The sequence below is a fragment of the Afipia broomeae ATCC 49717 genome (genome assembly GCF_000314675.2).
Taxonomy (GTDB): domain Bacteria; phylum Pseudomonadota; class Alphaproteobacteria; order Rhizobiales; family Xanthobacteraceae; genus Afipia; species Afipia broomeae.
In genome coordinates this window covers 2,358,108-2,382,499 of record NZ_KB375282.1, presented here as the reverse complement: position 1 = coordinate 2,382,499, position 24,392 = coordinate 2,358,108, and the positions used below count along the sequence as shown (strand labels likewise).

Genomic DNA, 24,392 nt, shown 5'->3' with positions numbered 1-24,392 from the left:
GATGTCCGCGCGCGTTCTGGTCGTTGACGACGTTCTCGCCAACGTAAAGCTGCTCGAGGCGCGTCTGTCCGCGGAATATTTCGACGTGGTGACGGCGAATTGCGGGACACAGGCGCTTGAGATCTGCGAGCGCGCGGAATGCGACATCGTGCTGCTCGATGTCATGATGCCGGACATCGACGGTTTCGAGGTCTGCCGCCGCCTGAAATCGAATCCGAAGACCCATTTCATCCCGGTCATCATGGTGACGGCACTCGACAGTCCATCCGACCGCGTGCGAGGGCTCGATGCCGGCGCCGACGATTTCCTCACCAAGCCGGTGTCCGATGTCGTGATGATCGCCCGCGTGCGGTCGCTGACCCGGCTGAAGATGATGACCGACGAACTGCGCATGCGCGCGATCACGTCGCTCGAGATTGGCGTCAATGCGCCGGAGCGCGACGCGGTTGCCGATACGGGCAAGGGCGGGCGCATTCTGCTGGTGGACGACCGGCCGTCGTCCTACGAGCGGCTGGCTCCGGTGCTGGCCACCGAGCACAGCGTCGACGTCGAACCGAATCCCGCCGAAGCGGTGTTTCATGCCGCCGATGGCAATTACGATCTGCTGATCGTGTCGCTCGGGCTTGAGAATTTCGATGGCCTGCGGCTTTGCAGCCAGGCGCGGTCGCTGGAGCGCACGCGCAGCGTACCGATCCTCGCCATTGCCGATGCCGACAACAACGCGCGGTTGCTGCGGGGGCTGGAGATCGGCGTCAACGATTACCTGCTGCGCCCGGTGGACAAGAACGAACTGTTGGCGCGGGCGCGCACCCAGATTCGCAAGCGCCGCTATACCGATCACCTGCGCGACAACGTGCAGAACTCGATCGAAATGGCGATCACCGATCCGCTGACCGGGCTGCATAACCGCCGCTATATGGAAAGCCATCTCGCCACATTGGCTGAGCAGGCGGCAATGCGGGCCAAGCCGTTGGCGCTGATGATGCTCGACATCGATTACTTCAAGTCGATCAACGACACTTACGGCCACGATGCCGGCGACGACGTGCTGCGCGAATTCGCGGTGCGTATCCGCAAGTCGATCCGCGGGATCGATCTGGCCTGCCGTTACGGCGGTGAGGAATTCGTGATCGTGATGCCGGAAACCGACCTGCATGTGGCAGGAATGGTTGCCGAGCGCCTTCGCCGCTCCATCGCTGGCGAGCCCTTTACGATCGAGAAGGGCGTCAAGCGCATCGAGGTGACCATTTCGATCGGCATCTCGACGCTCGAAACCAAGGGCGAGGCGATCAGCGCCGTCCTCAAACGCGCCGATCAGGCGCTGTACCGCGCCAAGCACGACGGCCGGAACCGCGTAGTGGCTGCGGCGGCTTAACTCGCTTTCGTTCTTTCTTCTTTCGGCTCGAAATATGCCCCGGATAAGGGGTCAACCCAGCACAGGTGATCGTGCACCTGCTTGACGCCCGCGACATTCTCGGCGGCTACGATGATGGCTTGCCGCGTGCGCTCGTCCGTGATGACGCCGCAGATATCGACCACACCGTTGCGGACAAACACCTCCAGCCCGGATGGGCCCCAGTCATGACGCCCGATCTCTTTGAGAATGCGGGTGTGGATGTGTGAATCGTCCGCAGTGGGGTCGGGGACATCGCGAGCGAGGCCTGCGACAGCCCGGACGAAGTTCTGGCGGCTGATGATTCCGGTGAGCTTGTTGTTGCTGTTCATCACGGGAACGCGCTTGATGCGATACCTTTCCATGATGGCTACGACATCGGAGAGCGGAGTGTCTTCAGTCACGGTTTGCACGTCGCGCGTCATGATCTCATCAACGCGGCGTCCGGCGGTCTGGACATAGTCCGCGGCCTGACGTCCCGGGCCAAGGATAAAATCAAGCCAGCGCGGCCGGTTGCGCTGCGTACCGATTTCACGCCGGCGCAACAGGTCGCGCTCGGTGACAATACCGACCAGTGCGCCCTTCAGGTCAACGACAGGAAGGCCGCTCAGATGGTTGTCGAGCATAAGCCGAGCGGCATCAGTGATCGAGTCACCGGGGGCAACCTTGATGACTTTACGGGTCATGATGTGATGGGCTTTCATGAAATCACCTTTGCACGCGGGAATGGGCGTTCACTGGTTCAGTGTGATCGCTTCTCCTTCAATCACCTTGATGCACATCAAATGGCGGAGGTCCTCCCGCTGCTTTGAGCCATATCAAGCCAGAAGGTTCCGGCTCCGGCTAAGTTGAGCCCCAAGGAGATTGCCATGGCCACCAGGGACTTCTTGCTTCCGCTTGTCAGCTATCCGAAGCCGACGACAAAGGCTGCAATCGAGACGGTGTTTCAACTGAGCGAAAGTCTTTTGTCGGCAGGAGCCCGCAACGGGAATCATTCGACCATCTCGCAACGCGTTTCTGCGGTGGTGTACGAGATCGAAATCGAGACGGGCCTTTACTTCGAAGGCGCCCATATGGGGGAGTTTCTCGAACGGGAGGCAAGAAAGAGCGCAGCGAATGCACAGCAACTCGTCCATAGTTTCGAGGAGGTCGCCGCGCATCACAATGTGATGCACCGCTGTCGCCTTGAGCGCAGGGCGCCCTATGACATGACACGGAATCTGGTGGCGTCGGCGCGGCTGCACCACGTGACTGTTCAGCCCCTCAGGAAGGACACCGAAGACCAGTTTGATCTCGCCGAGCAACTCATCTTCGAATCAGGCCGTCCGGTTCTGATCTTTCCGGAAGAGCCGCTGCGGCCGCTGGCGACGGCTATCCAGACTGTTGCCGTGGCGTGGGATGGCAGCCGTCAGGCTGCACGAGCCGTCGGCGATGCGTTGCCGTTTCTCCGGCGCGCAAGGACGGTGAGGGCATTCACGGCGACTGACGACAAGCCACTGTCGTCTGCTCAAGGGCAGCAATTCGTCGAGTACCTGGCAGGATTCGGAATTGAAGCGATCCATGAGGACGTCAAGAAAACCGATCAGCATTCAATCGGCAGTTTCCTGGAAGCCTATGTCGCCTCCCGTGGTGTCGATCTTCTGGTGATGGGCGCTTACGGCCACTCGAGGTTGCGCGAGTTCATTCTGGGCGGAGCCACGCGCTCAATTCTGGCCAACCCGCCGTGCTGGGTCCTGCTGTCCCACTGACCGGTAGTGACCGACGGGAGGGGATAAAACGCAAAACGGGGCCGCGAGGCCCCGTTTTCGTACATAAGCAATTGAAATAATTACTTGATCTTGGCTTCGCGGAACTCGACGTGCTTCTTCGCGACCGGATCGTACTTTTTCTTCACGAGCTTGTCGGTCATCGTGCGCGAGTTCTTCTTGGCGACGTAGTAAAAGCCGGTGTCCGCGCTGGAAACGAGCTTGACCTTGATGGTGACCGCTTTGGCCATGTTTCAGAACCTCGAATGTCAGGAATCACGAGCAGACCCGACAGATCGAGCTGCATTTGGGGCGCAACCTAGCTTCGAACGCCCCAAAGTCAAGGTTTTAGGCCGTATTATTCCGAAAAGCGGATACCCCGGATTTCGCCCGCGAAGGCCCCCCGGTTCGATGGGCCTGAGAGGCTATTCAGCCGCTTTCACAGCCCCGGCAGGCTCGAAAAACCGGTTTTTGGGCCGCGGCAAGCCGAGATTTTCGCGCAGCGTACGGCCCTCGTAGTCCTTTCGGAAGATGCTCCGCCGCTGAAGTTCCGGAACCACCTTGTCGACGAAGTCGTCCAGCCCCTGCGGCAGGAACGGGAACATGATGTTGAAACCGTCGGAGGCGTTGGTCACCAGCCATTCTTCCATCCGATCGGCAATGGTGGCGGGCGTCCCGACAAACGACAGGCCGCCATAGCCGCCGACGCGCTGCGCAAGCTGCCGAACTGTCACGTTGTTCTTGGCCGCATATTCGACCAGTCGGTCGCGGCCGCTCTTGCTGGCGTTGGTGTCCGGGATCGGCGGAAGAGGGCCCTCGGGATCGAATTTCGATGCATCGGTGCCGAGGATGACGGAAAGCCCCGCGATAGCGCTGTCATAGTGGACGAGGCTGTCGAGCAGGTCGCGCTTCTTTTGCGCTTCCTCGAGGGTGTCGCCAACGACAACGAATGCGCCCGGCAGAATCTTCAGGTAGTCGCGGTCGCGTCCCAACGTGTCCATGCGGCTCTTTATATCTTCGTAGAGCGCCTGGGCTTGGGCAAGCGTGCCGCCGCCGGTGAACACCGCTTCGGCCGTTTCTGCCGCAAGCTGCTTGCCGGGTTCCGACGCGCCGGCCTGAACGATCACGGGCCAGCCTTGCACCGGCCGGCCAATGTTGAGCGGACCCTTGACCGAGAGAAACTGGCCCTTGTGATTCAGCGTGTGCATTTTCGCGGGATCGAAATAGATGCCGCTCTCGGCATCGCGCACGAAGGCGTCATCGGCGAAGGAATCCCACAGGCCTGTGACGACATCGAAGAATTCACGCGCACGCCTGTAGCGTTCACCGTGTTCGACATGCTCTTCAAGACCGAAATTCAGAGCGGTTTCCGGGTTGCCGGTGGTGACGACGTTCCAGCCGGCGCGGCCGCCGCTGATATGATCGAGCGAGGCGAAGCGGCGCGCGACATGATAGGGCTCGTCGTAAGTGGTCGAGGCGGTCGCAACCAGCCCGATGCGCTCTGTCACGCCTGCCAGCGCCGCCAGCAATGTGAACGGCTCGAACGATGTGACGGTGTGACTGCGCTTGAGCGCGTTGATCGGCATATTCATCACCGCGAGATGATCGGCCATGAAGAAGGCGTCGAATTTGCCGTGTTCAAGTTTTTGAATGAAACGCTTCAGATGCGAGAGATTGAAGTTGGCGTCGGGGAAACTGCCGGGATAGCGCCATGCGGCGGTATGAATGCTGACCGGGCGCATGAAAGCGCCGAGGCGCAACTGGCGTGGGCTCATCGGACTCTTCCCCTGACGATTTTGAGGCGGCACTTAAAAAGTGTCGCTTGGCGATACAAAAGGATCAGAGATTGTATGGGGTGGCGCGATGCGTCTCGCCACGGAAGATTATTGTTTTTTGAGTTGAGCGCGAGGGCGTTTTTTCTCGGTGGACTGGGGGTTACCCGCCCCTGAAGTCTTTCGGCGAGAAGCGGAGATCCAGCATGCGCCACTGGTCGTAGCGATCTGCCGGAAGCATGGCGTAGGGCTGACACCTGTCCAGTGCATCCATTGCGCTGCGCATCAGGGCCGGGCCTTTTTCAGATGCGCTGGCTTCGATCAGCAGCGGCTCCGCTGCGAGTCGTCCGTCGCGCTGAAATGCAACGCGCAAAATGATCGAGACGTTGTCGGCAGGGGATATCGATCGCGGCAGGACGGAGCATGATTTCAGATGCGCCCGCAGCGCCGCGGCGTCCTCGTTGGAGATGTTCGCCTTTGCCGTCGCCTTGGCATCGAAGTCGCCGGCTGCGCCGGCGTCCGGAAGAGTGAACATCATGCCGAACTTGCTGGTGATATCCGGGGCGGCGGTCGGCACTTCCTGCTGCTGCGCCGAAGGCGGCGTTTGAGGCTGCGCCTGTTGTTGAGACTGAGGCTGCTCCGCGGGTTTGGGCGGTTCGGCAGGCTGCTGCTGCTGCTGGAGCGCGGCCTGCCGCGAATCCTGTTTCGCATTTGAAGCGGGAGTGGAGGCCGGTTTGGAGGGCTGTTCCGGGGCGGGTTGCGAAGATTCCCGTTCAGCCTGCTTTTCCGCAGCCTGCTCATTGGATTTTTCGTCAAACTTGGGAAAATCGTAATCGGGCTCTTTGGGAAGCGGCGGCGCCTCCTCGGGCGTGACGATATCGACGGTGATGGCCTCCGCAGTCGTAGGCTCGAACGGATGCACGCCCGCCAGCAAAAGCCAGGCTGTCAGGGCCGCAACATGTGCGGCGACCGATATGGCGGCGCCGGTACGCATACAACGGTGGTTCGCTTATCCCCCGGCGGGCGTTCCGCCGTCAGACGCCAACATATCAGCTCGCACGCGGGCATGAAACCACCACCCGTAGGTCAGGTTTCGCTCAGCACGTGAAGCAGAACGGGGCGTCCGCGAAGGCCAGACAATGTGAGCGGGGTGTCGGAGTTGAGCCACTCCGAGACCGACAGTTCCGGCGCAACGGCGGTTGTCATGACAGCCTCAGGCATCCGCGCGCCGCGGAGAACCCGCGCGCGATCAAATGACGTCCCGCTGCATCTTTCCGCCGTAGAAGTGGAAGAACGGCACCTCGGCGGCATGGGAAAGCGGCCCCAGTGCAAGGCGCTTGTCCAGTTCGCGCAGCACCATCTTCGTCATCTGGTGAAGATCCGCGAGGGAAAGCGATCCGAGTTCGACCCACACCAGTTCGACGAGTTCGGCATCGGCATGGACGACGCCTTCAACCCGGTGCGCGATTGACGATGCATCGGCAGTGAAAAATCGGGTGTCGAACCGCCGGACGCGGCCGGGCGGAGTGATCGCGCGGGCGATGAGGAACAGTCCTGACGGATCGGGCAGCAAGCCAGCCTCGGCGAACGGTTTCCATTCGCCGGTCAGTTTCGCCGCCGCGCCATTCATGCGCGCCACTTTGCGTCCCAGACAAAGACCGGTTTCTTCACAGGCCTCGCGAATGGCGGCCACCGCCAGCGCGCGGGCGCGGGCAGGGGCGATCTTCGGACTGCCGCCGATGAGTTTCTTCTCAAGTCCCTTGGGGATTTCCGCGGCCACCGGAATCTTGTTGTCGGTGGCATCGACCCGGCCGCCGGGAAACACGAATTTTCCCGGCATGAAAATGACTTTGTCATGCCGCTTGCCGACGAGGACCTTGGGCACGCTTCCGCTGCGATCGACGAGGATCAGTGTCGCGGCATCTTTCGGGCGGCGGTAAGGATGACTGTCGTCTTCCTTATCTTCCTTCTCGGGCTCGCTCATTTCACCACGGTTAGCTTGGCAATCGTACCTTCTTCGACGTCCGCGGGGCGGCTCTCATCGAAGCCGTGCATGCGGAACGCCCATTGCAATCCGACAACAGCGCCCTTCACGGGTTGCAGCAACACGAGCGACATGATGAGAGTGACCGGCAGATAGACCGAAAGCTGAAGGGCGATGGATGGTGCGTAGTCGGTCTCGATCCACAGAGCGATCGGCACAATGATATGGCCGACGATCACGATGACGAGGTAAGCCGGAAGATCGTCGGCGCGGTGTCCGCTGAAATCCTGTCCGCACACCGAGCAGTTGTCGGCGACTTTCAGGAAGGCGCGGAAGACCTTGCCTTCGCCGCAGTTCGGGCAGCGGCAGCGCAGCCCGCGCGCCATCGCCTGCCAAACATCGCGCTTCGGCAGCGGCTGCGAGGCTGACGTCCACGTCTCGGTGGGCATAGTTCGGCTTTCCATGTTCAGCTCCTTTGAAAGGCGTGAGTGGTCCGATTCTAGCATTCGTATCCACTAGCCTTCCTTCTTCGACTTGCGCGTTTTGCGGGAAGGTTTGCGCAATTTCTTTCCGTTCTTGCTGTTGCGCCCTGGCCGTGCCTTGCCGCCGGTATTGGGCGGTCTGGCGCGGGTGTCGCGCATACGGCCGCCACGGGGAGCGGTTCGTCCTTCGGACAACAGTTCGAACCGCAGCGCGCCAGCCACAGGCGCAGCTTCTACCAGACGAACCTGCACCACGTCACCCAATCGATGCATGGCACCGCTGCGCGATCCGATCAGGGCATGGCGGGTCTCGTCATAGTTGTAATACTCGCTTCCCAGGGTCCGCACGGGAATCAGGCCGTCCGCGCCGGTATCGGCCAGTTTGACGAACAGTCCTGCGCGGGTGACGCCCGAGATTCGCCCCTCGAATGTCGCGCCGATGCGGTCGGCGAGGAAATGCGCGATCAGCCGGTCGGCGGTTTCGCGTTCGGCCTTCATCGCCCGGCGCTCGGTAAGCGAAATGGCCGCCGCGACTTCGCTAAGCGTTTCAAACGTCTCGGTTTCGGGAAGGGCGCCTTCACCGAGCCCGAGCGCGCGGATCAGCGCGCGATGCACGATCAGATCGGCGTATCGGCGGATCGGCGATGTGAAATGAGCGTAACGCCGTAGATTGAGGCCGAAGTGGCCGTAATTGTCCGCTGAATACTCCGCCTGCGCCTGCGAGCGCAGGACCACCTCATTCACCAGCGGCTCCGCGTCGCGTCCCTTCACCTGCGCAAGAATGCGGTTGAAGACGGCGGGGCGCAGCGCGCCGGTGGCAGAGAACGGCATTTCCAGCGTCTTGAGAAACTCACGGAGGTTGTGGACCTTCTCGACCGTCGGTTCGTCATGCACGCGGTAGATCAGCGGCAGCGTTTTCTTTTCAAGCGTTTCCGCAGCCGCGACGTTGGCGAGGATCATGAACTCCTCGATCAGCCGGTGCGCATCGAGCCGTTCCGGCGTTGCCACGCGGTCGACCGTGCCGTCGGCTTTCAGCAGTATCTTGCGCTCGGGAAGGTCGAGGTCGAGCGGATCGCGCTCGTCGCGGGCGCGCTTCACCAGCGCATAGGCGGTCCAGAGCGGCTTGAGGATCGAATCGAGCAGGGGGCCGATGGTGTCGTCGGGGCGTCCGTCGATGGCAGCCTGCGCCTGCGCGTAGTTCAGTTTTGCCGCCGAGCGCATCAGCACGCGATGGAAAGTGTGCGAGCGCTTGCGGCCATCCTTGTCGATCACCATGCGGACGGCGAGCGCGCCGCGCGGCTCGCCTGGCTTCAGCGAGCACAGATCATTGGAGATGCGCTCGGGGAGCATCGGCACGACGCGGTCCGGGAAGTAGACCGAGTTGCCGCGCTTGAGCGCGTCGCGGTCGAGCGGCGATTGCGGCCGCACATAGAACGCGACATCGGCGATGGCGACATTGACGATGTAGCCGCCCTTGTTGTTCGGATCGGCGTCCGGTTCGGCATGAACCGCGTCGTCGTGGTCCTTCGCGTCGGGCGGATCTATGGTGACGAGCGGAACATCGCGCCAGTCCTCACGGCCTGCAAGCGTCGCGGGTTTCGCGGCCTCGGATTCGCGGACGACGTCGGCAGGAAATTCCTGCGGGATGTCATGCGCGTGGATCGCAATCAGACTTACCGCTTTTTCGGTCTTGAGCGAGCCGAGGCGTTCCTTCACCCGGCCGGACGGCAGTCCGTAGCCGCGCGCGCGCATCAGTTCGACGCTGATCAGGTCGCCATCCTGCGCGCCGCCGGAATCCTTGGCGGCGATAGCGAGATCGCGTCCGGCCTGTTTCTTGTCGACCGGGATCATCCGGCCGTCGCCGTTCGGCATCTCGCGGTAAATTCCGAGGACGCGGTGCTGCGTTTTGTCGAGGAGCTTGATGACGCGGCCGCTGTAGGTCTCATGCTTGTTGCGCGGTTTTTCCACGCGCAGCAGCACGCGGTCGCCGACACCCGCGACGGTGCCGGGTTTCGGCTTTCGCGGAACATGGATCGTAATGGCCGGTGCCGGACCATCGACCTCGGCAAACCATTCGGCGGGGGCAGCGAGCAGCTCGCCGTCGCTGTCGCGGCCTGTGATATCGGCGACGAGGGTGGGTGGGAGTGATTTGGGTTCACGGACCTTTCGGCCCTCTGTCGCGATCGCGCCTTCCTCGGCGAGATCGCGCAATGCGCGCCGCAACTCGGCGCGCGATTCATTCTTCAATCCAAAATGCCTTGCTATGTCGCGCGTCCGGGCCTCGCCCGGATGCGCCTTGACGAACGCGACGATGCTCTCTCTGTCGGGAAAGGCAGTCGTCGCGTCGCTTTTCTTTTTCATTATCCGCGTGCTTTACCGGCGCTCTTCTTTTCAGCGACCTTCGTGACCTTGGCTGCGGCGACCTTCGATGCCTTCGCCTTGGCCGCCTCTGTCAGCGACACAGGCTCCGCTGCTTCCTTCTTCGGCGGAGCCTTTTTCGCTGCGGCTTTCTTGGCCGCGGGTTTCTTCGCAGGTGCCTCGGATTCGGCTGCGCCATTCGCGGCGGCGGCCTTTGCGGGCTTCTTCTTCGCGGCCTTCTTGGCGGCGCGCTTCGGCTTGCCGCCGGTCTTTGCCGCACGTTCCTCGATCAGCGCGATGGCTTCCTCGATCGTCAGCTTCTCCGGCTCGATGCTGTCGGGGATAGTCGCGTTGATGCCGTCGATAGTGACGTAGGCGCCGTAGCGGCCCTTCTTGAGCATGATCTTGCCGCCGCGCGCGGGGTAGTCGCCGATCTCCTTGCCGGGATCAGCGCCAAACCGGCGGCTCGGACCCTTGGCGATCTTTTCGGCGATCAGCGTCACCGCACGGTTGAGGCCGACGGTATACACCTCGTCGCCAGCTTCGAGGCTTGCGTAGGTTTTGCCATGGCGCACGAACGGACCAAAGCGCCCGATGCCGGCTGTGATGATTTCGCCATCTTCCGGATGCGGTCCGATATCGCGCGGCAGCGAGAGCAGCTTCAGCGCAAGCTCGAGTTCGACATCGGCAGGCGACATGTTCTTCGGAATGCCCGCACGCTTCGGCTTCTCGTCCTCGCCATAGTCCTTGGGCTCGCCGAGCTGGATGTAGGGGCCAAAGCGCCCAGCCTTGACTGCAACTTCGAGGCCCGACACCGGATCCTTACCTAGCGGGCGATCGCTCGATCCGCTCGATGCGGCGAGGGGGCGCGTGTAACGACACTCGGGATAATTCGAGCAACCGACAAAGGCGCCGAACTTGCCGGCCTTGAGATTGAGTTTGCCGGTGCCGCAGCTCGGGCACTGGCGCGGGTCGCCGCCGTCGGCGCGCGGCTCGTAGATGTGTTCGCCGAGCATGGCGTCGAGCACGTCGAGCACTTCGGTGACTCGGACGTCCTTGATCTCGTTGACCGCGCCGATGAAGTCCTTCCAGAAATCCGTCAGCACCTGCTTCCAGGAAATCTCGTTGTTCGAGATCAGGTCGAGTTTTTCCTCGAGGTCGGCGGTGAAATCGAACTCGACGTAGCGCGCGAAATAGTTCTCGAGGAACGCCACCACGACGCGGCCCTTATCCTCGCCGTGCAGACGCTTCTTCTCGAGCTTCACATAGCCGCGATCCTTCAGCACCTGAATGATCGAGGCATAGGTGGAAGGACGGCCGATGCCGAGTTCTTCCATGCGCTTCACGAGCGAGGCTTCCGAGAAGCGCGGCGGCGGTTCGGTGAAGTGCTGGCTGACGTCGAGCCCCTCGCGCTTGAGCGCTTCGCCCTCATTGATGACGGGCAGGCGCTTTGAATCCTCATCTTCCGGATCGTCGTCGCGGCCTTCCTGATACACAGCGAGGAAGCCGTCGAACTTGACGACCTGACCGGTGGCGCGCAATTCGAGCACGCGCGCACCGACCTTGCCGGTAATGTCCACCGTGGTGCGTTCCATCTCGGCGGATTCCATCTGGCTTGCGACGGTGCGCATCCAGATCAGCTCATAGAGCCGGGCCTGATCGTTATCGAGTCTGGATTTCAGCGATGAAGGACGGCGGGACAGATCGGTCGGGCGGATGGCTTCGTGGGCTTCCTGCGCGTTCTTCGCTTTCGACGTGTACTGGCGCGGCGAGTCGGGCACATAGGCTTTGCCGTAGTCTTCACCGATCACCTTGCGTGCCTGCGTGATCGCCGAAGGGTCGATCTGCACGCCGTCGGTACGCATATAAGTAATGAGACCGGTGGTCTCGCCGCCGATATCGATACCTTCATAAAGGCGCTGCGCGATGCGCATGGTGTGCGCGGGCGCGAAGCCGAGCTTGCGGCTGGCTTCCTGCTGCAGGGTCGATGTCGTAAACGGGGACTGCGGATTGCGCCGTGCGGGCTTGGCCTCGACCGTTGTGACGGTGAAGTTCGCAGCTTCAAGCGCTTTCTTGAAATCTTCGGCTTCCGCGCCGCTGCCAATGTCGAGGCGCTGAATCTTCTTGCCGTCGGCGCCGACAAGGCGCGCCTCGAAGGATTCGCCACGCGGGGTCGCCAATGTCGCAAGCAGCGACCAGTACTCGCGCGGGACGAACTTCTCGATTTCGAGTTCGCGGTCGCAGACCAGCCGCAACGCGACGGACTGCACGCGGCCGGCGGAGCGTGCGCCGGGCAGCTTGCGCCAGAGAACGGGGGAGAGGGTAAAGCCGACGAGATAATCGAGCGCGCGGCGCGCCAGATACGCATCGACCAGTGCGCCGTCGATCTGGCGCGGATTCTTCATGGCCTCGGTGACGGCCTGTTTGGTGATCGCGTTGAAGACGACGCGCTCGATCTTCTGATCCTTGAGCGCGCGCTTCTGCTTCATGATCTCCAGGACGTGCCAGGAGATCGCTTCGCCCTCGCGATCAGGGTCGGTTGCGAGGATCAGCTTGTCGGCACCCTTAAGCGCCTTGGCGATATCGTTGAGACGGCCGGCGGCTTTGGGGTCGGTTTCCCAGATCATCTGGAAGTCGGCCTCCGGATCGACCGATCCATTCTTGGCCGGAAGGTCGCGGACGTGACCGTACGAGGCCAAAACCTCGTAGGAGGAGCCCAAATACTTGTTGATCGTCTTGGCCTTGGCAGGCGACTCGACAATGACGAGATTCATTTGATTCCAATAACTTAACGGGGGTACGCGGGCCGGAATCGCAAGATTCCATCAGGCTGGCTTGGCCGATACATGGGTAAAAGGGGGGCCGCTGTCAAATGGGGATCCGGTGATGAGGCCGGAACCGGAGCTAAATTTCGCGCATAAGTTGCAGTTTATGGGTACTTTTGATTGTGCATCTTATGCGTGTATTGTTATAGAATACTCTTAAATTGATCGATTCTCGCGTTGGAAGGGGTCGATGCGGATGGCCGCTCGCGACAGTCGCAGCGATTTCGTGCAGGCCGATTCCGTCGCCAGAGATGGCGGTCCGGCCGAGGCGGCGAGCTTCATTTCAGGGGCGGTCGCGGAGTTGGTCCAACTCTCGCGCCGGCACCGCCTCGATATGCTGGCGCACCTGCTGGACATGGCGCAACTCGAAGCGGATGACATTGTCCGCCGGCAACTGACCGGCGGTAAATTCTAGGTGGCCGCGGGAGCAATGACCTTGGTGTCCGCCTGATCGATCGGGCGGCCGTCATGGGCCAGGATCTGAAGCTTGCTGAGCGGCAATCCGTCCTGCTTGTCGACCAGTGAGCTGCAACTTTCGCCCGGTTTAACGGCATATTCCTCACCCCACTGGCGCATTGCGACCAGCACCGGAAACAGCGCACGGGCCTTCGTGGTCGGCACATAGTCCTGATACGCGCTGCCGTCAGAAGCGGGCTTCACCTCAAGAATGCGCTGTGCCACGAGCGTCCTCAGCCGCACGGCCAGAATGTTCTTCGCCACACCGAGATTTTTCTGAAACTGGCTGAAGCGCCGTGCTCCCATCAGCGCGTCACGAACGATCAGCAGCGACCACCAGTCGCCGATGGCGTCGAGCGTCCGCGCGATAGGGCATACATCGCCCTCAAGACTCTTTCGTTTCACAGCTTGACCTCCGATCACGCAATTGTGGTTGCATTATAGAACCAGAAGCGCTAGTCAGCAAGAGTAGTTTTATTATGAAACCAGAAACCAAGCTGATCAAAACAGGAGCGTTCCATGAGGCTTAAGGGAAAAACGGCATTTATCACGGGCGGCAACAGCGGAATCGGTCTGGCGACCGCAAAGCTGTTCGTGGCCGAAGGGGCGCGTGTGGTGATCACCGGCCGCGATCAGGCCAGACTCGATGCTGCGGTGAAGGAACTCGGGCCGAACGGGTTCGGCGTTAAAGCCGATGCCACGGATGTTGCACAACTCGAAGGCGCGGTCGCGCAGGCGGTGAAGAAATTCGGCAAGCTGGACATCGTGTTTGCCAATGCGGGCATCGCGGGCAACACGCCGGTTGGCGGCACCACGCTCGCGGCGTTTGAGAATGTCATCAAGACCAATCTCACGGCCGTGTTCTTCACGGTGCAGGCGGCCGTGGCACACCTGAACGACAACGGCTCGATTATTCTCAACGGTTCGGTCATCTCGGTTCTCGGCAATCCGGGCTATTCGGCCTATGCCGCGACCAAGGCCGGCGTACGCGCGATGGCGCGCGTGATGGCGTCCGAACTTTCGCCCCGCGGCATCCGTGTCAACGTGGTTTCGCCAGGTGCCACGCGCACGCCGATCTGGGGGCCTGGCATCGCGACGCCTGAAGCCGAGAAGATGCTCGAAAAGCGGATCTCCGCCAGCACGCCGCTCGGACGGATGGGCGAGGTCGACCACATCTCGAAGACCGTTCTGTTCCTCGCGTCCGACGACGCCGCGCATGTACAGGGCCAGGAAATCTTCATCGACGGCGGTTCGACCGCATCGCCCGCCGGCGCGCCGATCTATCGCGGGTAATCATAAAAGCGAGACCATTCCGCCGCCGTGGCGTTCCAGCTTTCCTGCCAGCTCAAGCTCGAGCAGGACGGTGCGGACCACGGCGGGGGAAACATCGCTCATGCGGATAAGATCGTCGATACCGATGGGCGAGGGACCGAGCAGGTTGAGAATCCGCGCGCGGTCACTGGCGGCGGGCTCGTCATCCACCGGTCGGCCGTCTTCCTGCTCGCTCATCGGCAATTCGACCGGACGCCCCATGATCGGCTGAACCGCGTTGATCACGTCGTCAGCTTCCGTCACCAGCGTCGCGCCCTGTTTGATCAGATCGTTGGTTCCTGCCGCGCGCGGATCAAGCGGTGAGCCCGGCACGGCGAACACCTCGCGGCCCTGTTCATTGGCGAAGCGCGCGGTGATCAGCGAGCCCGAGCGATGCGCAGCCTCCACAATAATGACTCCAAGCGAGACACCCGAGATTAGCCGGTTGCGGCGGGGGAAATCGCGCGCGCGTGGCCCATGGCCGAGCGGCATTTCGGAAATCGCGCCGCTGCCTGACGCGATAATTGCCGCCAGCAAATCTTCGTGCTCCGCCGGATAGATCTTGTCATGTCCGCCGGCCAGCACCGCGACTGTGCCGGTATCGAGCGTGACGCGATGCGCGGCCTGATCGATGCCGCGTGCCAGACCGGAGGCGATCGCAAAGCCGGCATTGCCGAGATCTTGCGCGATGGTTTGCGCGAACTTCAGTCCCGCGCCGGACGCGTTGCGCGAGCCGACGATGCCGATCATCGGCTGGGTCTGGACATTCAAAACGCCGCGTACGCCGAGCAGGGGCGGGGAGTCGTCGATCAGGGCGAGGCGCGGCGGGTAGCCGTACTCCCCTGGAGCGAGCAAGGTCACGCCGATCCGCCGGCTGTTGTCGATCTCGCGCTCGGCCTCAGCCTGCGTGCAGATGCGGCCCGCCCTGGCGGCGCCGCCGCGCTGGGCCAGATCGGGCAGGCGATCGAGCGCGGCGCGTGCACTGCCGAAATGATTGACGAGCGAGCGAAATGTGCGTGGTCCGACATTGTCGGAACGGATCAGCCGCAGCCAGTCGATGCGCTGCGCGTCGGTCAGTCTGGTCGTGGCTGAAGTCCTGATGTCCACGCGGCCCCCCGTGGACGGGAGTGTCGCGCAACTTGGCTGGCCGGACAATCCCGACTTGCGCGTTCGAGCGGATCAACCGCGACAAACGGGCAATCTTTTGAGGATTGCGGCCAGATCGCATAAGCCTTACCGATGCTTTGTGAACGGTTGTCCTGGCTGCCTTTTATTTCGGTGAAGCCGAATTATTCGGTTGGAATGCTGAGAATTGCTTATGAGCGTATCCAATACTGCGCCCGAGTATTTTCCTGATCCCAATCACCCAACTCGCAAACTATCAGGCATCGGCCAGATTTCTGCCGGTTTCGTCAAGGTATGGATATGCGTGATCGGCAGTGTTCTGTTCTGCCTGGCGACAGCGACCTATCTTCTTTATGAATCAAACCAGAACACAAAGTTTCTGCATGGCATGGCCAGGGCCTTTCCAGAACGGCTTGGCGCAGACTGGACCGCGGGGACTGTCGACGGGCTTCCCGTCTTCTCAGGTCTTGTTTTTTTAGTCGCTCGTTTTGGTCACCCGATCCTGTTCTATGTCGTTGAGATCGGATTGCTGACCTGCCTCTTTTGGTCATGCTTCTCTCTGGCGCTCCGCCTCGCGGGACAAGCTGGTCAGTCCGCTTCCTTCCAGCTGTTGCTCACTGGAGCACTTGTGCTCCTCGCACACGCCAGCGCGCCAGTTCTTTTTGGATATGGCGTCGCTGATCAGTATCTCATCGGAGGATATCTTCAGCCCTCGGAATTCGGCGTGCTTTTTCTTGCTTCATTCGCCCTTGCGCTTGCCGGATTTAGAAACTTTGCGCTTGTCGCAGCCGCTGTCCCTGCCGCGATCCACGGAGGGTATGCGATGCTTTCGCTCATCGTCGCCGGAAGCATGATGCTGTCAGATGGTGCGTCGCGACTCAACCTGAGTACGAAACTCGTGGCCCTCGCGTTAATCATCGTCCCGCAGGTTGATCTGGCCTTACGGTTTGTGCCCACCGATTACGCGACCTTCCGGGAGGCTGCGGGCATTCTCGCGTTTGAGCGTATACCGCAGCATTCCGATCCTGCCCGCTGGTTGAGAGGCGAGGCTTACGCGAAGCTTGGTCTGGTGATCGTCGGCATATGGCTGGCACCGCGCGGTTTGCTCCGAAACACCCTTGCTGCACTTCTTGTCTGGGCAGTAGCTGGAACTCTCGTTGTTATCTCAACCGGCGCGGCTGGTCTCGCGCTTGTCGCGCCTTGGCGCGCGTCGATCATTCTTGTCCCTGTCTCGACGCTTGTCATATTGGCGCGGCTTGGAGAACTGTCGTTTGGATCGTCACCATTTCGGCGGGGTATGGCCGTCGCAGGTGCCGTGGTTATCCTGCTTGCGCTATTTGTTGCAGGAAAGGAAGCGGTGGCGAAGTTTAAAAGCTACCGCGATCAAGGAGTGCCTGAATACGTTGAGTTCCTGCAGCGCAACCATAGGCCGGGTGATGTCTATCTGACCGATCCTCTCAATCAAAAATTTCGGCTCGATGCGCTGAGCGCGCAATTCGTGTCGTGGAAAACCCACCCGTATCTTGATCGCGAGGTGCTGGAGTGGCGTCGGCGCGTCCTGCTGGCGCGCGAAGTCTTCGGTGATCAGGGCGGAAAAGAGCCGTTGAATTGTGCTGCGCTTGTAAGATTGGTGCGGTTGTATCCCGTCACGCACGTGCTGCTGGAAAACAGAGACATTCCGGCCGGTGAAACATGCCCGCCGCTTGAAATGGTGTTCTCCGCCGAGCGGGCCAAAATCTTCAGGCTTGATCGGACGTCGCTGTAGTGTGTCGGGGTTGAAAGGCTCCGTTATTTGCTGCCGATCTTGCCCTCGGTGCCGTTCATCAGCCGCTGGATGTTGGCGCGGTGCATGATCCAGAGCGCGGCGGTCATGAGTGCGAAGACGGCGGCGAGGGCTGTGTGCTGAGCCCAGAACAGCATCACCGGCACAACCACGCTTGCGACCAGCGCCGCCAGTGACGAGTAGCGGAAGATCAGGGCGACCGCGATCCAGATAGCACAGAAAGCGAGTGCGGCAGGCCAGAACAATCCAAGCAGCACGCCGATATAGGTCGCGACGCCTTTGCCGCCCTTGAACTTCAGCCACACCGGAAAGAGATGCCCAATGAAGGCGCCGACGCCTGCGGCAATCGCGGCGTTAGGTCCGCCGAAATGTCCGGCGACAATGACGGCGATCGTGCCTTTCAGCATATCGCCGAGCAGCGTCGCGGCGGCGAGGCCCTTGTTGCCGGTGCGCAGCACATTGGTCGCGCCGATATTGCCTGAGCCGATCGAGCGCAGGTCCTGCGTGCCGGCGAGTTTCGTCAGGATCAACCCGAATGGAATCGATCCGCACAAATAGCCGAACAGGAAGGCCAGCACGAAACTGAGCACGAAGGCCGTCAGAAAGCCGCTCATGATGCCTCACATATCGTAATCAAGCGCTGCTGCCGGCCGAACTTACACATGCTCATAGACGGTGCGTCCGTCGACGATGGTGCGCGCGACGCGGCCGGTGAAACGCGCCTCGTCGAACGGTGTGTTCTTACATTGCGATTTCAGGTCGGCCGGATCGAGCACCCACGGCGTAGCGAGATCGATCACGATCATGTCCGCAGGAGAACCGGGACGCAGCGAGCCGCCGGGTAGGCCAAGCAGTTCGGCAGGGCGGGTGGACATGGCGCGAATGAGCGTCTTGAGCTCGATGTCGCCGGAGTGAACCAGGCGCAATCCCGCCGACAGCATGGTCTCCAGACCGATAGCGCCGGCGGCCGCCTCGGCGAATGGCAGGCGCTTGACCTCGACGTCCTGCGGATTGTGGTCCGACATGATGACGTCGATCAGCCCCGATGCGACGGCGGCGACGAGCGCGGTGCGATCCTGTTCGGTGCGCAGCGGCGGCGACACCTTGAGGAACGTGCGGTACGGGCCGATGTCGTTTTCATTCAGGGTCAGGTGATTGATCGAGGCCGATGCGCTGACGTTCAGGCCGGCCTCGCGTGCGCGCCTGAGAATATCGAGCGAATCGGTGCAGGTCAGCGAAGCTGCGTGATAGCGCCCGCCGGTCAGCGCGACGAGACGCATGTCGCGCTCGAGCACGACAGCCTCGGACGCATTCGGGATTCCGAACAGACCGAGCCTTGATGCGAGCTCCCCTTCGTTCATGACGCCTTCCCCGACGAGGTCCGGGTCTTCGGTGTGCTGCACGATCAGCGCATCGAAATCGCGGGCGTAGGTCAGCGCGCGGCGCATCACCAGCGCATTCATCACGCTCTTGTCGCCATCGGTGAAAGCGACCGCGCCGGCCGCCTTGAGCAGGCCGATCTCGGTCATTTCGCCGCCCTTCATGCCCTTGGTCAGTGCGGCCATGGGATGAATGTTGACGATCGCGGTATCGCGGGCGCGGCGGAGGATGAAATCCACGGTCGCAGAGTTGTCGATCACCGGATTGGTGTCGGGCTGGCAGACGATGGTGGTGATGCCGCCTGCGGCAGCCGCGAGGCTCGCCGAGGCAAAGGTCTCGCGATGACCGGCGCCGGGTTCCCCGACGAAGGCGCGCATGTCGACCAGGCCGGGGGCGACCACCTTGCCGGCGCAATTAATAATGTCTGTGCCTTCGGGAACGCCCGCTGCGCCTATGCCGCGGCGCGCGTCGCGGATCATGCCGTCGGCAATCAGTACGTCACCGGGACCGTCGAGATCGCGGGAAGGATCGATCAGGCGGGCGTTGGCGAGCAGGATGGGGCGTCGATCTGTGCGCATGTGCTTCACGCGTTGGGCAGGTTGCGGGCCAGTGCTTCGAGCACTGCCATGCGCACCGCCACACCCATTTCGACCTGTTCGCGGATCAGCGACTGCGCACCGTCCGCCACAATGGAGTCGATCTCGACTCCGCGGTTCATCGGCCCCGGATGCATCACCAGCGCGTCCGGCTTGGCATAGGCGAGCTTTTTCTGGTCGAGGCCGTAATAATGGAAGTATTCCTGACTCGAGGGAATGAACGAGCCGTTCATGCGCTCGCGCTGCAATCGCAGCATCATCACGATGTCGGCGCCTTCGAGGCCTTCGCGCATGTCGCGGGCGACCTCGACACCCATGCGCTCGATGCCGGGCGGCAGCAGCGTGGAGGGCGCGACCACGCGGACGCGCGCACCCATGGCGTTGAGCAGGATGATGTTGGAGCGCGCGACCCGCGAATGCAGCACGTCGCCGCAGATGGCGACCAGCAGGCCTTCCAGCCGGCCCTTGTTGCGGCGGATGGTGAGCGCGTCGAGCAGTGCCTGGGTCGGATGCTCATGCGCGCCGTCGCCAGCGTTGATGACCGAACCGTCGACTTTCTGGGCAAGCAGTTCCACTGCGCCGGACGCATGATGGCGCACCACCAGAATGTCCGGATGCATGGCGTTGAGTGTCACCGCCGTGTCCATCAGCGTCTCGCCCTTGCGGATCGAGGACGACGACACCGACATGTTCATCACATCCGCGCCGAGGCGCTTGCCCGCGATTTCGAACGAGGACTGGGTGCGGGTGGAGGCTTCGAAGAACAGATTGACCTGGGTTCGGCCGCGCAGATTGGTGCGCTTCTTGTCGACCTGCCGGTTCAGTTCAACGAACTCTTCGGAAAGGTCCAGAAGGCCGCTGATATCGGCCGCGGAAAGGCCCTCGATGCCCAGCAAATGCCGGTGTCCGAGGACGAAAGTCGATTTCGATGCAGTTGTCATTAAAGCAAGAGCTATAGGCAGAGTTGCCCGGGGGAGCAAGGCGGATTCGGCCTCTGGGGAGTTTTCCCCCGCTGATGTCCGGGCAGGGTAAATGGCTCGAAAGCATGCCGCGGAGCATTGCTTCTATCGTATTTTCGCCGTCATGGCCGGGCTCGACCCGGCGGCACAACAACGAATCGGGTCATGAGACTTACAACTGCGATCCTGCTGGGTGGCCTTGGGGTGTCTGCGGCGGCGGCGCAGCCGTTGCCTGCGGATTTTGTCTATCTGCGCGATGTCGATCCGACCATCGTGCAGGACATGCGCTACGCCACAGCGAACAATTTCGTCGGACGCGTGCTGAACGGCTACGAGGCCGGCGAGTGCATTGTCACCCGCAGCGTCGGCGCCGCGCTGAAACGTGTGCAGCAGGATCTGAAGCCGCGCGGGCTGTCGCTCAAGGTGTACGACTGCTATCGCCCGCAGCGCGCGGTGGACGACATGTATGCGTGGGCGCAGGACGGCCAGGAGACACCGGCGCAGCGCCGCTACAATCCGAAGATGCGCAAAGACGATCTGTTTCGCTTAGGCTACATCGCCAGACATTCCGGCCATTCGACCGGCAATGCGGTGGATCTCACGCTGGTGCAATTGCCCGTCTCAAATGCCGCGCCGTTCGATCCGAGGGCCGACTATGCCGATTGCACCGGACCGCAAAACCGCCGCGCACCTGACAACAGCGTCGATATGGGCACTGGCTACGACTGCTCGGACGAGATCGCGCATACGGGCTCAAAGGCAATCACTGCGCAGCAGCGCAAGTGGCGCGGGACGCTGGTGAACGCGATGGCCAGGCATGGCTTCTTCAACTACAGGCTCGAATGGTGGCACTTTTCTTTGCCTGGACCTGGGAATACGGCTTTCGATTTCCCGGTCACGCGCCGGCCGTAAAGGTCGGCGCGTTTGAGCGTCGTTACTTGATCGACGCGTTGATGTTGGTGAACTTGGTATTGAGCTTCGTGCCCAGGCCGTTCACGGCAGCAATAATTGCCAATGCAATGCCGGCAGCGATCAGCCCATATTCTATGGCGGTGGCGCCGGATTCGTCTTTGATGAAACGCTGAATGGTTTTCATACCGGGCAGTCTCTCTCGGGAACCCTGAATTTGCGGTAAAAGCCTGAGCGGAAACGCGGTTCTATTGCGCGCGAATTGTCGCAGTTGCGATGGAACCCGAGCGGCAGAAATTGCCGACCGCGATCGGCGCGAAGTTCGACGCGATGCCATCACCGACGCGAAAGCACGAAGTTCAAGACGTTTGATGATCATCCCTTCGGGCTTGAATTTCCACTCCTCCAGCATAGCTTTGATGAAGACGCACGACCCGTGTGCCGAATGCAGAAAGGCCTCGCCATGAGCAGGGGCGCGATTGCAGTCACGACAGTTCTTCTGGCTATCCTGGCGGCCACGATATGGTGGGCGTGGCAAGGCTGGGTTGCACACTCCGATGTGCAGATGTCGATCCATGGCTACATCGCCATGGGACTGGGAATTTTCTTCTCGCTTGTGATCGGTTTCGGCCTGATGGCGCTGACGTTCTATTCAAGCCGTCGCGGTTATGACGATCTTCCGCAGGCGAAAGAGCCCTCCAGCAAAGAACCGGCCCCGCACAATATTCCGTAACAGGATGGCGTGAAACGCGCCGCGTTCCGGTGTAACCTGTTGTTCTCAACTGCGAGAACGACACATGACGCAATCGATCCTTTCCGCCACGACCGAAGTTTTCAACCAGTCGCCGCCGTTCGAGGACGTCGATCTGTATTCGCTCGATCGCCCGCTCACGAAAGCGGTTGCGGCGAATGGCGGTGAGGGTGCAGCGGCAGAGCTTGCCGATTTCGGCAAGCACTGGGGCTCGGCGGCGATGGCGCAGCGTGGCCGCATCGCCAATGAAAACACACCGAAGCTGAAGACCTTTGATGCGCGCGGCTTCCGCCGAGACGAGGTCGAGTTTCATCCAGCCTATCATGAACTGATGGCGCACAGCGCCCACGCCGGCATTCACAACTCGACCTGGAACGCGAATGGCGAGACCGCGGGCGGAGCGTCCGAGGTCGTTCGCGGCGCAAAGTTCTTCATCGCCTCGCAGGTCGAGACTGGGCACCTATGCCCGATCACCATGACCCGCGCCGCTGTCGGCGCGCTGGCGGTCGATCCGGCGCTACGCGCAAAGGTGATGCCGGTGCTCGGCACCCGCAGCTACGATCCCTCATTCGCCCCGTGGTGGACCAAGCGCGGCATGACCATGGGTATGGGCATGACCGAGAAGCAGGGCGGCACAGATGTGCGCGCGAACATCACGCGGGCGGTGCGTGACGGCGACGCCTATCGCATTACCGGGCACAAGTGGTTCATGTCGGCGCCGATGTGCGATGCATTCCTCGTGCTGGCGCAGACGGAAGGCGGGCTGACCTGTTTCTTCATGCCGCGTTTTGCGCCGGATGGCTCGGTCAACGGCATTCACTTCCAGCGCCTGAAGGACAAGCTCGGCAACCGCTCCAATGCCTCGTCAGAGGTGGTGTTCGAGAACGCCTACGCGTTGCGCCTCGGTGAAGAGGGCCGTGGTGTGCCCACAATCATTCAAATGGTCTCGCTGACCCGGCAGGATTGTTCGCTGGCGTCTGCCGGGCTGATGCGCTCCGGTCTGGCGCATGCGCTGCATCACGCCCGCCATCGCAGCGTGTTCCAGAAACATCTCGCCGACCAGCCGCTGATGCGCAGCGTGCTCGCCGACATGGCGCTGCATGTGGAAGCTTCCACCGCGCTGGTGATGCGGCTGTGCCGGTCGTTCGACCGCGCGCCCACCGACACGGCAGAAGCTGCCCATATGCGGCTGCTGACGCCGGTGGTAAAATACTGGACCTGCAAGAGCGCGCCGGGATTTCTCTACGAGGCAATGGAATGCCTCGGCGGCAACGGCTATGTCGAGGAGGGCATCCTGGCGCGGCATTATCGGGAGTCCCCGGTCAACGCGATCTGGGAAGGCTCGGGCAACGTGATGTGCCTCGATGTGTTGCGTGCGCTGTCGCGTGAAGCGGAAGCAGCGGCGGATGTGCTGCGCGGTCTTGTCGAGCAGACCAAGGGGCTACCCGGTGTGGTCGGGGCGGTCGGCTTCATCGCGAAGTCGTTCCGTCAGCCCGACGCGGAGCGCGTTGCGCGGCTTGCCGTGGAAACGCTTGCGCTGGTCGCGGCAACCGCTGCGCTCAATGAGGTCTCGCCGAAGCATGCCGAACTGTTCGCGGCGACGCGGCTCGATGCTAACCACGGCAATCTCTACGGTGCAGTCGATCTCGCCAGCGACGACATTCGCGGGCTGCTCGATCGCGCCTTGCCAACGTGATTGTTCCGCAATCACGGAATGGATCATTAATCACTGCTCGTCAGAATCGGTTCCGAGGCGACCAATAAACGGGAGATTTGACGATGACTGCTGCTGAAAGCCCTGCCGACGCCGCTCCCGTGTCGCCGCCGGGCAAAAGCCGCGAGCCTCGGGTCTGGAAATTCATCGGCACCAGCCTGTGGGGTGTGGCGCTGTTCGGTGCGATGTTCGCCGGGCAGGTCGCGGTGGTCGCTTATTTTCTCGTCACCAGCGGCGAACCGATGGACACCAGCGCCATGACGGCGTTGCTGACGAACGGGCGGATCATTTCGCTCTCGGTCATCATGGGATTGCCGGCCATATTAGCCATGCTGTGGCTTGCCACGCGGCTGTCGCGGACGCCGTTCGCGGACTATCTGGCGTTGCGCTGGCCGTCGTGGCGCATGCTCGCAACCGGTGTGGTGAGCATGGTGCTGCTAATGGTGGCGTGGGAGGTGGTCAGCCGCGTAGCCGGACGCGAGTCGTCACCCGGCTTCATGACGGATGTCCTGAAAACAGCGCGGGCTGACGGCGCACTGTGGCTTCTGGTTTTCGCATTCTGTGTGGCGGCGCCGATTGTCGAAGAGTTTTTCGCCCGCGGGTTTCTTTATCGCGGCTGGTCGGAATCGTTTCTGCGCCCGGCAGGCGCAATCCTGCTGTCGTCGGCCGTGTGGACGCTGATGCACCTGCAATACAACTGGTTCTTTCTGGCGCAGGTGTTTTCAATCGGATTGCTGCTCGGTTATCTGCGCTACCGAAGCAACTCGACATGGCTGACGGTGATCCTGCACGGGCTCAACAATCTTGCCGCAACGATCCAGACCATCTGGCTGGCGAACAATTCCTGAG

The 24,392-nt window shown here is 61.7% G+C and carries 23 protein-coding genes; 9 read left to right on the top strand and 14 right to left on the bottom strand.

Annotation, left to right across the window (positions count from 1 at the left end):
• The first annotated feature begins 1 nt into the window (after position 1).
• On the top strand, positions 2 to 1,375 hold the full coding sequence (locus HMPREF9695_RS11005; protein ID WP_006020931.1) for a PleD family two-component system response regulator: 1,374 nt from the start codon (positions 2 to 4) through the stop codon (positions 1,373 to 1,375).
• Here HMPREF9695_RS11005 and HMPREF9695_RS11000 read toward each other — a convergent pair.
• Positions 1,372 to 2,097, bottom strand: a complete 726-nt coding sequence (locus tag HMPREF9695_RS11000; protein ID WP_006020930.1) for a CBS domain-containing protein — start codon at positions 2,095 to 2,097, stop codon at positions 1,372 to 1,374. The genes HMPREF9695_RS11005 and HMPREF9695_RS11000 overlap by 4 nt on opposite strands.
• Before the next feature lie 165 nt (positions 2,098 to 2,262).
• Here HMPREF9695_RS11000 and HMPREF9695_RS10995 point away from each other — a divergent pair, with 165 nt between their 5' ends.
• Positions 2,263 to 3,141 carry a universal stress protein gene (locus HMPREF9695_RS10995; RefSeq protein WP_006020929.1) on the top strand — a complete coding sequence of 293 codons (879 nt, stop codon included), beginning with the start codon at positions 2,263 to 2,265 and terminating at the stop codon, positions 3,139 to 3,141.
• Positions 3,142 to 3,221: 80 nt separating this feature from the next.
• Here HMPREF9695_RS10995 and rpmG read toward each other — a convergent pair whose 3' ends face one another.
• The 7 genes from rpmG to topA form a co-directional block, all read right to left on the bottom strand.
• Entirely contained in the window at positions 3,222 to 3,389 is a 168-nt protein-coding gene (gene rpmG / locus HMPREF9695_RS10990) for a 50S ribosomal protein L33 (RefSeq protein WP_002712167.1), read from the bottom strand.
• A gap of 174 nt (positions 3,390 to 3,563) precedes the next feature.
• On the bottom strand, positions 3,564 to 4,913 hold the full coding sequence (locus HMPREF9695_RS10985; RefSeq protein WP_006020928.1) for an LLM class flavin-dependent oxidoreductase: 1,350 nt from the start codon (positions 4,911 to 4,913) through the stop codon (positions 3,564 to 3,566).
• Positions 4,914 to 5,073: 160 nt separating this feature from the next.
• The gene (locus HMPREF9695_RS10980) at positions 5,074 to 5,904 is read right to left on the bottom strand and encodes a hypothetical protein (protein ID WP_006020927.1); all 831 of its coding nucleotides are present in this window, start codon (positions 5,902 to 5,904) and stop codon (positions 5,074 to 5,076) included.
• A gap of 255 nt (positions 5,905 to 6,159) precedes the next feature.
• Positions 6,160 to 6,894, bottom strand: coding sequence for an NUDIX hydrolase (locus HMPREF9695_RS10975; protein ID WP_006020925.1), 735 nt, complete (start codon positions 6,892 to 6,894; stop codon positions 6,160 to 6,162).
• A complete protein-coding gene (locus tag HMPREF9695_RS10970; RefSeq protein WP_006020924.1) occupies positions 6,891 to 7,358 on the bottom strand; it encodes a DUF983 domain-containing protein in 468 nt (155 codons plus the stop codon). Before HMPREF9695_RS10970 ends, HMPREF9695_RS10975 begins: the two co-directional genes overlap by 4 nt.
• 51 nt (positions 7,359 to 7,409) lie before the next feature.
• Positions 7,410 to 9,737 carry a ribonuclease R gene (rnr, locus tag HMPREF9695_RS10965; RefSeq protein ID WP_006020923.1) on the bottom strand — a complete coding sequence of 776 codons (2,328 nt, stop codon included), beginning with the start codon at positions 9,735 to 9,737 and terminating at the stop codon, positions 7,410 to 7,412.
• A complete protein-coding gene (gene topA, locus HMPREF9695_RS10960) occupies positions 9,737 to 12,508 on the bottom strand; it encodes a type I DNA topoisomerase (RefSeq protein WP_006020922.1) in 2,772 nt (923 codons plus the stop codon). The genes rnr and topA overlap by 1 nt, the downstream gene beginning before the upstream one ends.
• Positions 12,509 to 12,755: 247 nt before the next feature.
• Here topA and HMPREF9695_RS10955 point away from each other — a divergent pair, with 247 nt between their 5' ends.
• A complete protein-coding gene (locus tag HMPREF9695_RS10955) occupies positions 12,756 to 12,974 on the top strand; it encodes a hypothetical protein (RefSeq protein WP_024921476.1) in 219 nt (72 codons plus the stop codon).
• Here the strand turns inward: HMPREF9695_RS10955 and HMPREF9695_RS10950 are convergent.
• Complete coding sequence (locus HMPREF9695_RS10950; RefSeq protein ID WP_006020920.1) at positions 12,971 to 13,420, bottom strand: winged helix-turn-helix transcriptional regulator; 450 nt, start codon at positions 13,418 to 13,420, stop codon at positions 12,971 to 12,973. The two genes, HMPREF9695_RS10955 and HMPREF9695_RS10950, sit on opposite strands and share 4 nt — an antisense overlap.
• Positions 13,421 to 13,534: 114 nt before the next feature.
• On the opposite strand from HMPREF9695_RS10950, the gene HMPREF9695_RS10945 reads away from it, so the two are divergent.
• Entirely contained in the window at positions 13,535 to 14,308 is a 774-nt protein-coding gene (locus HMPREF9695_RS10945; protein ID WP_006020919.1) for an SDR family NAD(P)-dependent oxidoreductase, read from the top strand.
• On the opposite strand, the gene dprA is transcribed toward HMPREF9695_RS10945, so the two are convergent.
• Positions 14,309 to 15,433: a DNA-processing protein DprA gene (dprA, locus tag HMPREF9695_RS10940; RefSeq protein ID WP_006020918.1), complete on the bottom strand. Its 1,125-nt coding sequence runs from the start codon at positions 15,431 to 15,433 to the stop codon at positions 14,309 to 14,311.
• 211 nt (positions 15,434 to 15,644) lie between these two features.
• On the opposite strand from dprA, the gene HMPREF9695_RS10935 reads away from it, so the two are divergent.
• On the top strand, positions 15,645 to 17,216 hold the full coding sequence (locus tag HMPREF9695_RS10935) for a DUF6798 domain-containing protein (protein WP_006020917.1): 1,572 nt from the start codon (positions 15,645 to 15,647) through the stop codon (positions 17,214 to 17,216).
• A 23-nt stretch (positions 17,217 to 17,239) separates the two neighbouring features.
• Here HMPREF9695_RS10935 and plsY read toward each other — a convergent pair whose 3' ends face one another.
• From plsY to HMPREF9695_RS10920, 3 genes are read right to left on the bottom strand one after another with little or no spacing between them, the layout of a single operon-like run.
• The gene (plsY, locus tag HMPREF9695_RS10930; protein ID WP_006020916.1) at positions 17,240 to 17,848 is read right to left on the bottom strand and encodes a glycerol-3-phosphate 1-O-acyltransferase PlsY; all 609 of its coding nucleotides are present in this window, start codon (positions 17,846 to 17,848) and stop codon (positions 17,240 to 17,242) included.
• Between the two features lie 42 nt (positions 17,849 to 17,890).
• Positions 17,891 to 19,192 (bottom strand): dihydroorotase, encoded by a 1,302-nt coding sequence (locus HMPREF9695_RS10925; protein WP_006020915.1) that lies wholly within the window; start codon positions 19,190 to 19,192, stop codon positions 17,891 to 17,893.
• Between the two features lie 5 nt (positions 19,193 to 19,197).
• On the bottom strand, positions 19,198 to 20,151 hold the full coding sequence (locus tag HMPREF9695_RS10920; protein WP_006020914.1) for an aspartate carbamoyltransferase catalytic subunit: 954 nt from the start codon (positions 20,149 to 20,151) through the stop codon (positions 19,198 to 19,200).
• Between the two features lie 183 nt (positions 20,152 to 20,334).
• Here HMPREF9695_RS10920 and HMPREF9695_RS10915 point away from each other — a divergent pair, with 183 nt between their 5' ends.
• Positions 20,335 to 21,081 carry a M15 family metallopeptidase gene (locus HMPREF9695_RS10915; RefSeq protein ID WP_006020913.1) on the top strand — a complete coding sequence of 249 codons (747 nt, stop codon included), beginning with the start codon at positions 20,335 to 20,337 and terminating at the stop codon, positions 21,079 to 21,081.
• A 22-nt stretch (positions 21,082 to 21,103) separates the two neighbouring features.
• Here HMPREF9695_RS10915 and HMPREF9695_RS10910 read toward each other — a convergent pair whose 3' ends face one another.
• Complete coding sequence (locus HMPREF9695_RS10910; protein ID WP_006020912.1) at positions 21,104 to 21,265, bottom strand: Flp family type IVb pilin; 162 nt, start codon at positions 21,263 to 21,265, stop codon at positions 21,104 to 21,106.
• Between the two features lie 276 nt (positions 21,266 to 21,541).
• Here HMPREF9695_RS10910 and HMPREF9695_RS10905 point away from each other — a divergent pair, with 276 nt between their 5' ends.
• The 3 genes from HMPREF9695_RS10905 to HMPREF9695_RS10895 all read left to right on the top strand — a co-directional run bounded on the left by HMPREF9695_RS10905 (position 21,542) and on the right by HMPREF9695_RS10895 (position 24,391).
• Entirely contained in the window at positions 21,542 to 21,811 is a 270-nt protein-coding gene (locus HMPREF9695_RS10905; RefSeq protein ID WP_006020911.1) for a hypothetical protein, read from the top strand.
• A 64-nt stretch (positions 21,812 to 21,875) separates the two neighbouring features.
• Positions 21,876 to 23,525 carry an acyl-CoA dehydrogenase family protein gene (locus HMPREF9695_RS10900; RefSeq protein WP_006020910.1) on the top strand — a complete coding sequence of 550 codons (1,650 nt, stop codon included), beginning with the start codon at positions 21,876 to 21,878 and terminating at the stop codon, positions 23,523 to 23,525.
• Positions 23,526 to 23,608: 83 nt separating this feature from the next.
• Positions 23,609 to 24,391: a CPBP family intramembrane glutamic endopeptidase gene (locus tag HMPREF9695_RS10895; protein WP_006020909.1), complete on the top strand. Its 783-nt coding sequence runs from the start codon at positions 23,609 to 23,611 to the stop codon at positions 24,389 to 24,391.
• The last annotated feature ends 1 nt before the right edge of the window (position 24,392 follow it).

What these genes read in the sequence shown, in the direction of transcription:
- HMPREF9695_RS10975 (WP_006020925.1), bottom strand. Translation starts at nt 6,894, where the DNA reads ATGAGCGAGCCCGAGAAGGAAGATAAGGAAGACGACAGTCATCCTTAC.
- HMPREF9695_RS11005 (WP_006020931.1), top strand. Translation starts at nt 2, where the DNA reads ATGTCCGCGCGCGTTCTGGTCGTTGACGACGTTCTCGCCAACGTAAAG.
- HMPREF9695_RS10970 (WP_006020924.1), bottom strand. Translation starts at nt 7,358, where the DNA reads ATGGAAAGCCGAACTATGCCCACCGAGACGTGGACGTCAGCCTCGCAG.
- HMPREF9695_RS11000 (WP_006020930.1), bottom strand. Translation starts at nt 2,097, where the DNA reads ATGAAAGCCCATCACATCATGACCCGTAAAGTCATCAAGGTTGCCCCC.
- HMPREF9695_RS10995 (WP_006020929.1), top strand. Translation starts at nt 2,263, where the DNA reads ATGGCCACCAGGGACTTCTTGCTTCCGCTTGTCAGCTATCCGAAGCCG.
- HMPREF9695_RS10925 (WP_006020915.1), bottom strand. Translation starts at nt 19,192, where the DNA reads ATGCGCACAGATCGACGCCCCATCCTGCTCGCCAACGCCCGCCTGATC.
- HMPREF9695_RS10905 (WP_006020911.1), top strand. Translation starts at nt 21,542, where the DNA reads ATGAGCAGGGGCGCGATTGCAGTCACGACAGTTCTTCTGGCTATCCTG.
- HMPREF9695_RS10945 (WP_006020919.1), top strand. Translation starts at nt 13,535, where the DNA reads ATGAGGCTTAAGGGAAAAACGGCATTTATCACGGGCGGCAACAGCGGA.
- HMPREF9695_RS10985 (WP_006020928.1), bottom strand. Translation starts at nt 4,913, where the DNA reads ATGAGCCCACGCCAGTTGCGCCTCGGCGCTTTCATGCGCCCGGTCAGC.
- HMPREF9695_RS10980 (WP_006020927.1), bottom strand. Translation starts at nt 5,904, where the DNA reads ATGCGTACCGGCGCCGCCATATCGGTCGCCGCACATGTTGCGGCCCTG.
- HMPREF9695_RS10935 (WP_006020917.1), top strand. Translation starts at nt 15,645, where the DNA reads ATGAGCGTATCCAATACTGCGCCCGAGTATTTTCCTGATCCCAATCAC.
- rnr (WP_006020923.1), bottom strand. Translation starts at nt 9,737, where the DNA reads ATGAAAAAGAAAAGCGACGCGACGACTGCCTTTCCCGACAGAGAGAGC.
- HMPREF9695_RS10895 (WP_006020909.1), top strand. Translation starts at nt 23,609, where the DNA reads ATGACTGCTGCTGAAAGCCCTGCCGACGCCGCTCCCGTGTCGCCGCCG.
- HMPREF9695_RS10920 (WP_006020914.1), bottom strand. Translation starts at nt 20,151, where the DNA reads ATGACAACTGCATCGAAATCGACTTTCGTCCTCGGACACCGGCATTTG.
- HMPREF9695_RS10915 (WP_006020913.1), top strand. Translation starts at nt 20,335, where the DNA reads ATGAGACTTACAACTGCGATCCTGCTGGGTGGCCTTGGGGTGTCTGCG.
- HMPREF9695_RS10955 (WP_024921476.1), top strand. Translation starts at nt 12,756, where the DNA reads ATGGCCGCTCGCGACAGTCGCAGCGATTTCGTGCAGGCCGATTCCGTC.
- plsY (WP_006020916.1), bottom strand. Translation starts at nt 17,848, where the DNA reads ATGAGCGGCTTTCTGACGGCCTTCGTGCTCAGTTTCGTGCTGGCCTTC.
- rpmG (WP_002712167.1), bottom strand. Translation starts at nt 3,389, where the DNA reads ATGGCCAAAGCGGTCACCATCAAGGTCAAGCTCGTTTCCAGCGCGGAC.
- HMPREF9695_RS10910 (WP_006020912.1), bottom strand. Translation starts at nt 21,265, where the DNA reads ATGAAAACCATTCAGCGTTTCATCAAAGACGAATCCGGCGCCACCGCC.
- HMPREF9695_RS10900 (WP_006020910.1), top strand. Translation starts at nt 21,876, where the DNA reads ATGACGCAATCGATCCTTTCCGCCACGACCGAAGTTTTCAACCAGTCG.
- topA (WP_006020922.1), bottom strand. Translation starts at nt 12,508, where the DNA reads ATGAATCTCGTCATTGTCGAGTCGCCTGCCAAGGCCAAGACGATCAAC.